Consider the following 12,773-nt stretch of genomic DNA (forward strand, 5'->3'; position numbering starts at 1 on the left):
CCCGATCTGGCGACTGCCGTACATGGTGGCGCGGCGCGACACGTACGTGGCCGATCTGCTGGCGCTGGCCGGTGGCGTCAGCGTCTTTCCAGACGAGGGTCCGGCGCACTACTTCTCCGTCGAGCTTGCCGGGCTGCCGGCCGCGGCGCCACAGGTCATCCTCCTGCCGGACGAGCCCTATCGTTTCGCCGCCCGCCACCTGGCCGACTTCGCGCCCTACGCCGCGGTGCCCGCCGTCGCGCGGGGGCGGGTCCATCTCGTCGACGGCAAGGCGCTGACCTGGTACGGGCCGCGCATCGCCGGCGCGCTGCGGCTGTTTGCCGGGCTGCTTTGCGGCGAGGGCGAGCCCGCGGGCGCTCTCGCCGGCCCGAGCGCCGAAGGACGCCGATGAACACGAAGCTGCTGCTGACGGGCGCGGGCCTGGCGGCGCTGGGGGCGGGCGCCGTGCTGGCCGATCGCCTGGCGCAGCGGGCGCTGGCCCGCTTCGAAACGCTGGATGCCGACACGGCCGAACTGCCCGGTCAGCGCTTCTGGGTGCGCGGCGTTGCCCTGCACTTCGAGGAGCAGGGCGAAGGCTTCCCCGTCCTGCTGATTCCCGGCTTTCTCGGCTCAACCTTCTCCTTCCGCCACACGATGCCGGCGTTGGCGGCGCAGTTTCGCGTGCTGGCCGTCGATCTCCCCGGTTTCGGCTACTCGGACCGCGGCGCCCAGATCGAGTACTCGGCGAGCAACTGGGTGAGCCTGCTGGCCGAGTTCCTGGGCCGGCAGGGCATCGAGCGTGCGGTGGTGCTGGGGCACTCGCTGGGCGGCGGCGTGGCGCAGCGGCTGGCGCTCGAACACCCGGAGCTGGTGGAGCGGCTGGTGCTGGTAAGCTCGACCTCCGCCGCCGAGCCGCCGCGGCTGCCGCCGCGGGGCAGCCGCCGCTTGTACCGCCTGGGGCAGGCCTGGGTGATGCCGCGGCATGGCGCGATGCGCTGGTTCGCGCAACGTTCGGCCTTCGACCCAGCGTTCATCACCGACGACGTGGTCGAAGGCTATGCGCGATCGTCACGGCTGCCGGGCTCCGCCGCCGCCGTGCGCAAAGTGCTGCGGGATGCGGCGAAGGACGCGCGGCTGGACCTGTCGCAGATCGCGGCGCCCGCGCTGCTGCTCTGGGGCGAGGGCGACCGCGTGGTCGATCTGAAGGTCGGCCGCCGCCTGGCCGAACAGCTCCCGCACGCGCGGCTGGAAGTCGTGGAGCAGGCTGGCCACCTGCCGCTGGAGGAGCAGCCGGAGGCCTGCAACCGCCTGCTGCTCGACTTCCTGCACGATCTCGGCCGCGCGCCCGCCCAGGCGCAGGCATCGCTGAGCGGCGGCGCCCGGCGCAACGGCGCCGAGTGATGCGCCTCGACCGCGGCGCGGGTGTGGTTTGCCTGCGCTTCTCGTTGCTCGACGCCGTACCCGGCGTGCGGCACGCGCTTACCACGCGTCTCGGCGGCGTCAGCCGCGGGCCGTACAGCTCAGCCAACCTCGGCCTGACCGTGGGCGATGTGCGCGAGGCGGTGCTGGAAAATCGGAGGCTGGCCGCGGACCTCGTTGTTGCGGGGGCACACCCGGCAACGGTAAAGCAGGTGCACGGCGTGCAGGCGGCGCTGGCAGAGGCGCCGGGCGAGCCGGGCGTGCCGCTCTGCGAAGCCGACATGCTGGCCACGCGTGCACCGGGCGTGCCGCTGCTGGTGCAGGCCGCGGACTGCGCCCCGATCGTCCTCGTTGACCCGGCGCAGCGCGCCGTGGCCGTGGTGCACGCCGGCTGGCGCGGCGCCGCGGCGGGCGTCGGACGCGAGGCGGTCGCCTCGATGCAGCGCCTGTTCGGCTCCCGGCCAGAGCGGCTCGTGGCCGGCATCGGCCCGGCGATCGGCGTCTGCTGCTACGAGGTGGGTGAAGAGGTGGCCGAGGCGGTGGCAGCGGCCAGCGGCCGCGCTGCCGGCATCGTCGACCGCTCGCACGGTGAACGCCCGCATCTCTCGCTCGAAACGGCCCTGCGCGCCCAGCTGCTTGCCGCCGGCCTGCCCGAGGCCGGCATCGACTGCGCCGACCTCTGCACCGCCTGCCGCCTCGACCTCTTCTACTCGCACCGCCGCGAAGGCGTTCCGACGGGCCGCTTCGGCGCGCTCGTGGCTGCCTCGTTGGACTGAGGGCAGAGGCGTGGTTGCGCCCGGCGGTTCTGGCCTCCCGATCGGTGCAGCGACATCGTGCGCTCGGGCATGGGGGCGACGTTCCTCGATGCGCTACTCCGCCAGCCATTCCGCCGCCGTGCACCCTTGACCGGCGGCGGCGATGCGGGCTATGGTCGAGCCACCAACTGAATAGGCGACACGGGAGCTCGGGCACGCCGGGCTGAGAGGGTGGCCAGACCGCCGCCGACCGTTCGAACCTGACCCGGGTAATGCCGGCGCAGGGAGCGATGGCCAGCACACTATTCCAACCACCATCCAGCCGGGTGGTGGTTTGCGGTTCTCCCGGCGCCGTGCCGTGCACCAGGAGAACACTCATGACACAGCTGGCCGACGACCCACGCCTCGCTGGCGCCGCTCCCTTCCCCGGCAGCCGCAAGACCTATCTTTCCGGTCCGCGCCCCGACCTGCAGGTGCCGGTTCGCGAAGTCGCGCTTGCCCCAACCTCCGGCCGCTTCGGCGACGAGGAGAATCCGCCGGTCCAGCTCTACGACACGAGCGGACCCTACACCGACCCGACTGTGCAGGTGGACGTTCGCCAGGGGCTGCCGCCGTTGCGTCGACCGTGGATCCTGGAGCGCGGCGATGTCGAGGCGTATGCCGGTCGCGACGTCCAGCCGCAAGACAACGGCCTGCGTCCGGACGACCCGCGGGCGAATCTGGCGGTCTTCCCCGGCCTGCGGCGGCAGCCGCTGCGCGCCCGCGCGGGCAAGAACGTCACGCAACTGCACTATGCGCGGCGCGGCATGATCACGCCCGAGATGCAGTTCATCGCCATCCGCGAGGGCGTGGCCGCGGAGTTCGTGCGCGAAGAGGTGGCCCGCGGCCGCGCCATCATCCCGTCGAACGTCAACCACCCCGAGAGCGAGCCGATGATCATCGGCCGCAACTTCCTGGTCAAGATCAACGCCAACATCGGCAATTCGGCGGTCGCTTCGTCCATCGAGGAGGAAGTGGAGAAGATGACCTGGGCGACCCGCTGGGGCGCCGACACCGTGATGGACCTCTCCACGGGCAAGAACATCCACACCACGCGCGAGTGGATTCTGCGCAACAGCCCCGTGCCCATCGGCACCGTGCCCATCTACCAGGCGCTGGAGAAGGTGGACGGCAAGGCCGAGGACCTGAGCTGGGAGGTCTACCGCGACACCATCATCGAGCAGGCGGAGCAGGGCGTGGACTACTTCACCATCCACGCCGGCGTGCGGCTGGCGCACATTCCGCTGACGGCGAAGCGCATCACGGGCATCGTCTCGCGCGGCGGCTCGATCATGGCGTCGTGGTGCCTGGCGCACCACCAGGAAAACTTCCTCTACACCCATTTCGAAGAGATCTGTGAGATCATGCGCCGCTACGACATCGCCTTTTCGCTGGGCGACGGCCTGCGTCCGGGCTGCACGGCGGACGCCAACGACGAGGCTCAGTTTGCGGAGCTGCGCACGCTGGGCGAGCTGACCGAGATCGCCTGGCAGCACGACGTGCAGGTGATGATTGAGGGGCCGGGCCACGTGCCGATGCACAAAATCAAGGAGAACATGGAGCTGCAGCTCGAGGTCTGCCACGAGGCGCCGTTTTACACGCTCGGGCCGCTGACCACGGATATCGCCCCCGGCTACGATCACATCACTTCGGCCATCGGCGCGGCGATGATCGGCTGGTACGGCACGGCGATGCTCTGCTACGTCACGCCGAAGGAGCACCTGGGGCTGCCGGACAAGCAGGACGTCAAGGACGGCGTCATCACCTACAAGATCGCCGCCCACGCCGCCGACCTGGCGAAGGGGCATACCGGCGCCCAGCAGCGCGACGACGCGCTCTCCAAGGCCCGCTTCGAGTTCCGCTGGCAGGACCAGTTCAACCTCTCGCTGGACCCGGAAACAGCGGCCAGCATGCACGACGAGACCCTGCCCGCCGCGCCGGCCAAAGTCGCGCACTTCTGCTCGATGTGCGGGCCGCATTTCTGTGCGATGCGCATCAGCCAGGACGTGCGCGAGTACGCCCAGCAGAAGGGATTGAGCGAGGACCAGGTGCTGGCCGTCGGCATGGCGGAGAAGGCGCAGGAGTTCCGAGACAGCGGCAGCAAGATCTACCGTCCGGCCTGACCCGCTGCCAGGCTACGGAGCGCCCCGCCACTCAGTGCGGCGCGCTTCCACTCACTCCCGCGTCCGGGGTTCCGGGGCCGGCTCCCTCGGGTTGTACCGCGGGGACCAGCAACCGTGCCTCGTAGCGGCCGCCGCAATGCAAGACGATGGTGCTCCGGGAGCTCGGCTCGTAGCGAGCCGGGAACTGACCCACGAGCGGGTTCCAGCGGAAGAACGCTTCCCCTTGCACATCCAGCCGCAAGGTCTCGCCCCGCCGAAAGAGCGTCGCCGACGGCAACAGCTCGATGTCGACCGGTACCACCTGACCGACCTGCAACGATTCGGCACGCTCATGCCGGTGCACGGGCTGCCACGGGGTTGACCGCTGCACATCGAGCTCTCGGTGCGAGACTTTCAGCATCCCGCGGGTCACCAGGTCGTGGTCGAACCCGTAGGAACCTTCGAAGACCACCTCCCGCTCTCCACGAAGCTTGCGCACGCCGACGAAGAGGTGCGCGTCCGACGCGCCGCAGCACTCCACCCAGAGCCGCAGGGCCATCGGTCCGGTCAGTTCGAGGTCGTAAGGGACGGCCCAGGCAAAGGAGGCTCGACCGCCACGGGACGCAAAGCGCCGTGCGCCGGCCGCCGCCGGTCGCTCCCGCAACGTGCCGTCCGGGTGCAGGTGCAGCGGCGTCCACCGGGTCGCGGGGAGCGGCCAAGTGCGCTCCTCGCAAACCGCGTGCACCGCCTTCCCGGTCTCGCGCACCTCTAATCGCACGGGCGGCACGTCCCGCATGCCGTTCTCTGCGCCCTTTAGAAAGTGGTCGAAGAAGCGGAGCTGAAACGCCTGCGCCTCCGGCGAATAGTAGGTCGCCCACTTGCCGCCACGATGGGTATACAGCCAGCGCTGCGCCGAGGCGATGCGCTGAAACGCGGCGAACGAGCCGCGGCTATGGAGGCAGTGGTCCGAGAAGCTCGCGCAGATGAGTGCGGGGACCACGATCCGCTCCAGCGCGGGCGTGAGAGCGGCCCACCAGTGATCCCAGAGCGGCCGCGCGAGCTGCTCCCTGCGGGGATCGTCGCGCAGCCGGCCAGACCGCCACGACTGCGCGCTCCAGAGCGGGAAGAAGCCGTCCTCCTGGATCCCGCCCGGGCGGGCAAAATCCCGGTACACGTCGCTGAAGCCCTCCCATGGGCAGATCGCTGAGAGGTGGGGCGGCTGCAGCGCCGCGACCATCCACTGGCTGAGGGCGAGATAGGAGACGCCGTTCAGCCCGACCCGTCCGCTGGACCACGGCTGGGCCGCCGCCCACTCGACGATCTCGTAGTAATCCCGCGCCTCGGCGTCGGAGAGGAGCGAGCCCTCACCGTCTGAACGGCCGAACCCCCGCAGGTCTACATTGACGACCACATAGCCACACGGCACCCAGAATGCCGGGTCTGGTGCCTCCCCACCCGGTCCAGGCCGATAGCGTGACCGAACCGCTTACCCGCACGAGGCGGTACTGAAGCGGCAGCCTGTAGCCGAAGCGCCAGCGGTGCGGCAGGTTATCCTTGCGGTAGGGATGGGCGCAGATGAGGACGGGATAGCGACCGCCGGTTGCCGGCCGACAGACGTTGGCTCGCAGAATGGTGCCGTCTCGCATGGGTATCGGCACGTCGCGGAGGAAGCGGACGCCGGCCGGTGAAGGTGTCACGGTAATCGGGGGCCGCACAGTTCGACGCAGGCGGTCGATGGCGTAAGCAAATCCAGCGGCAGTCGCGGGCATGGCCACCCCGTGGACTAATTGGGCATGCCTTACACATGACTCTGCCCATCCCCTATGGATTCAAGCCGATCTCCGTTGCCACCGGCTTCAGCGCTTCGGCGACGAACACGATCTGCTCGTCTAAATCGACACCCAGCTCGTCGGCGCCCTTATAAATATCGTCGCGCAGCACGGCGCGGGCGAAGGCCTTGTCCTTCAGCTTCTTGCGCACGCTCTTCGGCTCGATCTCCGAGAGGCTCTTCGTCGGCTTCACCAGCGTGCAGGCGATGATGAAGCCCGTCAGCTCGTCCACGGCGAAGATCATCTTCTCCATCGGCGTCTCGCGCGTCAGGCCCAAAAAGTCGGCGTGGCACTGGATCGCGCGCACGATGTCTGCCGGATAGCCGTGCGCTTCGAGGATCGGCTTGCCGGCCGTGGGGTGCTGGTCGGGGAAGCTCTCGTAGTCAAAGTCGTGCAGCAGGCCGACGATGCCCCAGCGGTCCGGGTCTTCGCCGTGCTTCACCGCCGCGGCGCGCATCACCGCCTCGACCGAGAGGCCGTGGCGGCGCAACTGGTCGGTCTTGGTGTATTCGCAGAGCAGCTCCCAGGCCTGGTTGCGGTCCATCGGCCCTCATCCTCCCTTCCTCCTTCTCCCAATCCTGGGAGAAGGAGGCGATCCGACATGCAGCGTTCCGATCAGTGTTCGGTTAACCCGGCGCCCTCTCGTACCAGATCCGCCCGATCGCCCCTCGCTCATCGTGCAACGAGTGGGCGAGGGGAGGGGGTGAGAGCCAATTCAGAACGGGATTGCCGTGACGAACTGCAGGCCGCGGGCCAGCGCCTCGCCGGCCAGCACGGCGCCCATCGCCACGTACAGCAGCCCCGTCGCCGACATCATGCCGCGAACCACGCTCGAACGCCACGCCATCACCGCCAGCACGATCGGGAAGGCCAGCCCCACACCCAGCCGCAGCCAGAGCGCCGGGTTCTGGATCAGCGGCCCCGCCGCGCTGTCCGGCGTCAGCTTCACCGGAATGGCGAGGTTCACCAGCACGATCACGGCCTGCACCGCCAGCACGGCGATCAGCGCCAGCGTCAGCTCGTTCAATGGCTGCTCCGGCAGGCGCGGCGTCACCAGGTACCAGTGTCCCAGCACCATGCCCATCGTCACCGCGCCCAGGCTGAGCGCGCCGGCCAGCAGGCTGAGCAGCACGCCGGCGTAGCCCCAGGCCGGCAGGCGGAAGACGGCCGCACAGATGCCCAGCGCACCGAGCGAGACGGCGCTCGCCGCCGCGCCGCAGAGCCTGCCGGCCGGCTCGCGCTCCTGCCAAACCAACAGTGTGTACGGCGCCAGCAGGCCGGCAAGCAGCAGCAGGGCGATCCGCGCCGGGTTGAGCAAGCGATCATCCAGCGGGTAGCCGCCCACATCGGCGAGGCCGCCCAGGCTGAAACCGACCCAGACGGCCAGCAGTCCGCTCGCCAGCACCGTGGCCGCGCCCATCTTCAGGAAGCCGCGCGTTACCAGACCGCGCAGGTGCGCCGCGAACAGCACCAGCGTGCCGCCGACGGTGAACTCCACCAGCACGAGGAACACCATGTAGGGCAGCGAATCGATGCTCATGCGGCCCAGGCGGAGCGAGCGGGTTTGTGCGCTGCTGCACAAATCATGCTACGCAGCGCCGCCCGGCCGGGCAAACCCGGCGCGCCGCAGCCATGCGCCCAGCCGGCGAAAATCCTCGTCCTGCTCTGCATAGGGCCGGCTGAGCCCGGCACGCGGCGAGGGATGATACAGCGGATAGAGCCAGCGCCCGTCCCAGCGCGCGGGACAGCCCACGGAACCGCGCAGCGCCCGGCCGTGCGGCTCCAGCCGGTCGAGCGCGGCCAGCGCCGTGGCGCCGAGTGTGACGACCACCGCTGGATCGACGACGCGCAGTGTCTCGGCCAGCCAGCCGGCGCAGTTGGCCAGCTCGGCGCGCACGGGCGGGCGGTTGCGGCCGCGTGCGTCCTGGGGGTTGCAGAGCGCCGCGTTGCTGATGAAGACCTCCGCCCGCGCCAGGCCGGCCAGGCGCAGCAACCGCTCGAAACGGCGGCCGGATTGGTCGGCGGAGAGCGGCACGCCGGTCAGCTCGCCGCCAAGCCGGCCCGGCGCCTCGGCCAGGAAGAGCACGCACGCCGGCGGACTGCCGTTGGCCGGGCCAAGCACGCGGCGGCGGCCTTCCATCGCCGGGCAGGCGCGGCAGGCCCGCGCCGCCTGCACGAGCGCCTCGAACGCCGCTTGCGCGCGCGCCGCGGCCGGCGCATCGCCTCCGCGCTCGTCCGGCGCGGGCCCGTTCGGGTTGCCGGGGAATGGGGCTGCTGATAACATAGGCTTCTGGCCGCACACAGGAGTGTAGCTCAGCCGGTAGAGCAGCGGTCTCCAAAACCGCCGGTCGGGGGTTCGAGTCCCTCCACTCCTGCCGCACCGGCGTTGTGCGCGGACCGCCTGCCGAGGTGGTGGAATAGGCAGACACGCCATCTTGAGGGGGTGGTGCCCTTACGGGCGTAGGAGTTCAAATCTCCTCCTCGGCACCCGAACCGGCCGGCTCGCGCGAGCCGGCGCTTTGCGGAAGTGGCTCAGTGGTAGAGCACCTCCTTGCCAAGGAGGGGGTCGCGAGTTCGAATCTCGTCTTCCGCTCCAGATCGTCCGCCCGGCACGCTTCCTCCCCGGCGCCGTCGCCAAGTGGTAAGGCAGGGGTCTGCAAAACCCCCACCACCGGTTCGAATCCGGTCGGCGCCTCCAACCGCACCGTCTGCGAGGCGCTCTGTACGGGGCGCCTCGTCGTGTTTGAGGCGGGCGCGCCCGGGTGGCGGAACGGCAGACGCAGCGGACTTAAAATCCGTCGCCGCAAGGCATGCGGGTTCGACTCCCGCCCCGGGTACCTCCGGTCCACCCCTCCCGCGGGCCAGCGCGCAGCGCAACGGTTCCAGAGGGGCGCAGTGCGCCCGGAGCAGACGGAGACTCCCCGCAGAGACGAACGCTCGCGTTCTGCGGGGTGAGGCGGCCCGCCGGCGGATGTTCGTTCCGGTCTACAATGGTGCGCGGAACGGCAAGCCGCCGGTTGTCCGCGGAGCTAGATCGTGACCGAAGTTGTACCGCTGATCGTGCTCTGCTCGCCGGACCTGATGCTGGCCGTGCGTGTCGAGGGCGTCGCGGTGGCGCTTGGTTGCCGCCTGCGCACGGCCGAATCGGCCGCGGCGGCGGCCGGGATCGTCGCGGAGGCGGCGCCGGTGGCCGCGGTGATCGACCTGGCCGCGCCCGGGCTGGCGCTGGCCGAGACGGTCGCGGCGCTGCGCCGCCTGGACGCCGCCCTGTTCGTGCTCGGCTTTTTCCCGCACGTGCAGCGCGAGCTGGGCGCGGCGGGCCGAGCCGCGGGCTGCTCGCTCGTGGTGCCGCGCTCGCGCTTCATGGCCGAGCTGCCGCAGTTGCTCCGGCAGGCAGTCGAAGCCGGCGGGACGGCCGCTCGATCCACTGAGAAGTAGTGCACGCGTGCAACCACGCGTCGGAATCCGCGTTTCTGCTGACAGGAGTGAGGCTACGATGACCGCCGCCACGGAAGTCGCCTACGAGGTCGTGATCGGCCTTGAGGTGCACGCCCAGTTGCTCACGCACAGCAAGATGTTCTGCGGCTGCTCCGCGGAGTACGCGCACGCCGCGCCCAACAGCCATGTCTGCCCGATCTGCATGGGTATGCCCGGCGTGCTGCCCGTGATCAACCGCCAGGCCGTCGAGTACACGATCATGACCGGTCTGGCGCTGCACTGCTCGGTCCCGGAGCACTCGAAGTTCGACCGCAAAAACTATCCCTACCCCGACCTGATGAAGGGCTATCAGATCTCGCAGTACGACATGCCGCTCTGCCTGAACGGCTACCTCACGATCAGCACCGAGGCGGGCGAGAAGCGTCCCGGCATCACGCGGGTGCACCTCGAAGAGGACACGGCGACCTCGAAGCACTTCGACGGCGCCGCGGGTACTGGGGGCGAGGGTGACGGCTACAGCCTGATCGACGTGAACCGCGCCGGCTGCGCCCTGATGGAGATCGTGGGCGAGCCCGACCTGCGCTCGTCCGAAGAGGCGCGGCAGTACCTGATCAAGCTGCAGCAGATCCTGCGCTACATCGGCGTGAGCAAGGCGAACATGGAGGAGGGCAACTTCCGCTGCGACGCCAACATCAGCCTGCGCCGCTTCGGCGACCCGCAGCTTGGCGCCAAGGTCGAGATCAAGAACATGAACAGCTTCCGCTCCGTGGCGCGGGCGCTGGAGTACGAAATCAAGCGCCAGTCGCAGATGCTCGACCGCGGCGAGCGCATCGCCCAGGAGACGCGCGGCTGGGTGGACGACCAGGCGCGCACCGTTTCGCAGCGCAGCAAGGAGTTTGCCCACGACTACCGCTACTTCCCCGAACCAGACCTGCCGCCGCTCAACATCACCGCCGCCGAGGTCGCGACCATCCGCGCGAAGCTGCCTGAGCTGCCCGACGCCCGCCGCGCCCGCTTCGAGCAGCAGTACGGGTTGCACGCCTACGACGCCGAGCTTTTGACCGAGACCCGCGCCCGCGCCGACTACTACGAGGCCGCTGTGCAGGCTGCCGGCGCCAACGGCGCCGCCCATGCCCGCGCCATCGCCAACTGGCTGAACGGCGACTTCGCCCGGCTGCTGCACGCCGGCGGCATCGAGATCGCGGACGCGAAGCTGACGCCGCAGCAGTTGGCCGAGCTGGTGGACCTGATCGAGTCCGGCACGATCACCGGCAAGGCGGCGAAGGACGTCTTCGAAGAGGCGTTCGCCGAGGGACGCTCGCCGCGCGCGATCGTCGAGGCGAAGGGGCTGACGCGCATCAGCGACGCCGGGGCGATCGACGCCGCCGCCCGCCGCGTGATCGAGGCGAACGCGAAGGCCGTTGCCGACTACCGGAGCGGCAAAGCCGCGGCGATCAACGCCTTGAAGGGGCGCCTGATGGGCGAAACGAAGGGCCGCGCCGACCCGGCGCTGGCGGAGGCGACGCTCAAGCGGCTGCTGGACGAGGGCTGAGCAACGAAACCGCCCCACCCCGGCCGAGAACTGCGGCGAGGACTGGACGGACGACGATGCGCCTGGTGCGCGGCACCCCGTACGTGAAGCTGCTCAAGCCCGGCATGCATATCAAGCGCTGGCTGGCGCTGCAGGTCATCGGCGTGGCGATCCTGGGCCTCGGCATCGCCTACGTGCTGCGCGAGGCGTACCTGAGCTACCGCTTTCCCGGCGCCTTCTACTACCTGACGTTGCAGTTCATCCCGCGCTACTGGCGCGGCGCCCTGTTCATCGTGCTCGCCTTCGCCTGCCTGGGCGTCGGGCTATGGCGCTGGAGCATGGCGTTGCTGGCGCCGTATCAGAGCGAAGAGTCCGGCTCCCTCGTCGACCGCCTGCACGCCTACCGCTTTCCCACGAAGGGGCCGCGCATCGCCGCGATCGGCGGCGGCACGGGGCTGTCGAACCTGCTGCGCGGCCTCAAAGAGGTCTCGCCGCATCTCACCGCGATCGTCACCGTGGCGGACGACGGCGGCAGCTCTGGGCGCCTGCGGCGCGACTTCGGCGTGCTGCCGCCCGGCGACGTGCGCAACTGCATCGCCGCCCTCTCCGACACCGAGCCGCTGCTGCGCAGCCTCTTCCAGTACCGCTTCTCCGAAGGCAGCGATTTGGAGGGCCACAGCTTCGGCAACCTCTTCATCGTGGCGATGAGCGCCGTCACCGGCAGCTTCGAGGAGGCGATCCGCGCCACCAGCCGCGTGCTCGCCACCAGCGGCCAGATCGTGCCCTCCACCCTGGCCGACGTGACGCTCTCCGCCATCACCAAGGACGGCGATCGCATCTACGGCGAATCGACGATCGGCCACAGCGAGAAGCCGATCCGCGAGGTCTTCATCGAGCCGCCCGATGCCGCCGCCCACCCCGACGCGATCGCGGCGATCCTGGATGCCGACCTGATCGTGTTCGGTCCCGGCAGCCTCTACACCAGTATCCTGCCCAACCTGCTGGTGCGCGGCATTCAAGAGGCGATCAAGCGCTCGCCCGCGCTCAAGATTTACGTGGCGAACGTGGCGACGCAGCACGGGGAGACCGACCACTTCAGCGTCTCCGACCACATCCGCGCCCTCGAAAACCACGTCGGGCGGCATCTGTTCGACCTGGTGATCGCCAACAGCAACGTGCAGGACGACCTGCCGGCGGACTGGCACTCTGCGCCGGTGGCGCTGCGGCCCGACGAGGAGCGCGACCCGCGCATCGTGGAGATGGATGTCATAAGCGAGGAGAACCGCTACAAGCACGACCACACCAAGCTTGCCCACGCGATCCTGCAACTGTACCATTCCACCAGGGAGACCAGGGTCGAAGAGTTCGGCAGCCCCGTCCTCGTGGACTAGCCCCCGCACCCGGCAAAGGACGCTTCCGCGCATGCTCCTCGCGCTCAGTCTTTTCCATACACTGAACATCGCCCAGCTTGTCGTCGCGATCGCCCTCTCGATCGTGCTGGTGTTGCAGGCCAAGGGTTCCGGCTTCGGCGCCGGGCTTGGCGGCTCGACCTCCGTCTTCCGTACCCGGCGCGGCGTGGAAAAGACGCTCTTCCAGCTCACGATCGTGCTGGTGATCATCTTCGTGGGCGTCTCGATCCTCAGCGTGCGCGCCGCGCAGTAGCGACGCGGCGGCCCGGTCG

General features: G+C 69.6%; 11 protein-coding genes, 5 tRNA genes, 1 pseudogene and 1 riboswitch. Of the genes and pseudogenes, 13 read left to right on the top strand and 4 right to left on the bottom strand.

Annotation, left to right across the window (positions count from 1 at the left end; translation table 11 throughout):
* From VKV26_10990 to thiC, 4 genes are all read left to right on the top strand, one after another.
* The coding region (locus tag VKV26_10990; protein HLZ70420.1) for a helical backbone metal receptor at window positions 1-391 on the top strand (391 nt) is incomplete at its 5' end.
* Entirely contained in the window at window positions 388-1,380 is a 993-nt protein-coding gene (locus VKV26_10995) for an alpha/beta hydrolase (protein ID HLZ70421.1), read from the top strand. The genes VKV26_10990 and VKV26_10995, both read left to right, overlap by 4 nt.
* A complete protein-coding gene (gene pgeF / locus VKV26_11000; GenBank protein HLZ70422.1) occupies window positions 1,380-2,174 on the top strand; it encodes a peptidoglycan editing factor PgeF in 795 nt (264 codons plus the stop codon). Before VKV26_10995 ends, pgeF begins: the two co-directional genes overlap by 1 nt.
* A 170-nt stretch (window positions 2,175-2,344) precedes the next feature.
* Window positions 2,345-2,459, top strand: a riboswitch (TPP riboswitch).
* 71 nt (window positions 2,460-2,530) lie between these two features.
* Window positions 2,531-4,315: a phosphomethylpyrimidine synthase ThiC gene (thiC, locus tag VKV26_11005; GenBank protein HLZ70423.1), complete on the top strand. Its 1,785-nt coding sequence runs from the start codon at window positions 2,531-2,533 to the stop codon at window positions 4,313-4,315.
* Between the two features lie 31 nt (window positions 4,316-4,346).
* On the opposite strand, the pseudogene VKV26_11010 reads toward thiC, so the two are convergent.
* The 4 genes and pseudogenes from VKV26_11010 to VKV26_11025 form a co-directional block, all read right to left on the bottom strand.
* A pseudogene (locus VKV26_11010) lies at window positions 4,347-6,063 on the bottom strand (CocE/NonD family hydrolase).
* A gap of 52 nt (window positions 6,064-6,115) precedes the next feature.
* Window positions 6,116-6,667 carry an HD domain-containing protein gene (locus VKV26_11015; GenBank protein ID HLZ70424.1) on the bottom strand — a complete coding sequence of 184 codons (552 nt, stop codon included), beginning with the start codon at window positions 6,665-6,667 and terminating at the stop codon, window positions 6,116-6,118.
* Between the two features lie 171 nt (window positions 6,668-6,838).
* The gene (locus VKV26_11020; GenBank protein ID HLZ70425.1) at window positions 6,839-7,663 is read right to left on the bottom strand and encodes a hypothetical protein; all 825 of its coding nucleotides are present in this window, start codon (window positions 7,661-7,663) and stop codon (window positions 6,839-6,841) included.
* Window positions 7,664-7,711: 48 nt separating this feature from the next.
* Window positions 7,712-8,407 carry a uracil-DNA glycosylase family protein gene (locus tag VKV26_11025; GenBank protein ID HLZ70426.1) on the bottom strand — a complete coding sequence of 232 codons (696 nt, stop codon included), beginning with the start codon at window positions 8,405-8,407 and terminating at the stop codon, window positions 7,712-7,714.
* An 18-nt stretch (window positions 8,408-8,425) separates the two neighbouring features.
* On the opposite strand from VKV26_11025, the gene VKV26_11030 reads away from it, so the two are divergent.
* The 9 genes from VKV26_11030 (at window position 8,426) to secG (ending at window position 12,754) form a co-directional block, all read left to right on the top strand.
* Window positions 8,426-8,498, top strand: a tRNA-Trp gene (locus VKV26_11030).
* A gap of 28 nt (window positions 8,499-8,526) precedes the next feature.
* A tRNA-Leu gene (locus tag VKV26_11035) sits at window positions 8,527-8,610 on the top strand.
* Between the two features lie 34 nt (window positions 8,611-8,644).
* Window positions 8,645-8,719: transfer RNA gene (locus VKV26_11040), tRNA-Gly, on the top strand.
* Window positions 8,720-8,747: 28 nt separating this feature from the next.
* A tRNA-Cys gene (locus tag VKV26_11045) sits at window positions 8,748-8,821 on the top strand.
* A gap of 58 nt (window positions 8,822-8,879) precedes the next feature.
* Window positions 8,880-8,960: transfer RNA gene (locus VKV26_11050), tRNA-Leu, on the top strand.
* A gap of 199 nt (window positions 8,961-9,159) precedes the next feature.
* The gene (locus VKV26_11055; protein ID HLZ70427.1) at window positions 9,160-9,561 is read left to right on the top strand and encodes a hypothetical protein; all 402 of its coding nucleotides are present in this window, start codon (window positions 9,160-9,162) and stop codon (window positions 9,559-9,561) included.
* A gap of 58 nt (window positions 9,562-9,619) precedes the next feature.
* On the top strand, window positions 9,620-11,113 hold the full coding sequence (gene gatB, locus VKV26_11060; protein HLZ70428.1) for an Asp-tRNA(Asn)/Glu-tRNA(Gln) amidotransferase subunit GatB: 1,494 nt from the start codon (window positions 9,620-9,622) through the stop codon (window positions 11,111-11,113).
* Window positions 11,114-11,178: 65 nt separating this feature from the next.
* Window positions 11,179-12,483 (top strand): gluconeogenesis factor YvcK family protein, encoded by a 1,305-nt coding sequence (locus VKV26_11065; protein ID HLZ70429.1) that lies wholly within the window; start codon window positions 11,179-11,181, stop codon window positions 12,481-12,483.
* 31 nt (window positions 12,484-12,514) lie between these two features.
* The gene (gene secG, locus VKV26_11070) at window positions 12,515-12,754 is read left to right on the top strand and encodes a preprotein translocase subunit SecG (protein HLZ70430.1); all 240 of its coding nucleotides are present in this window, start codon (window positions 12,515-12,517) and stop codon (window positions 12,752-12,754) included.
* Window positions 12,755-12,773: the final 19 nt, after the last annotated feature.

The sequence above is a fragment of the Dehalococcoidia bacterium genome (genome assembly GCA_035310145.1).
In the GTDB taxonomy this organism is placed as follows: domain Bacteria; phylum Chloroflexota; class Dehalococcoidia; order CAUJGQ01; family CAUJGQ01; genus CALFMN01.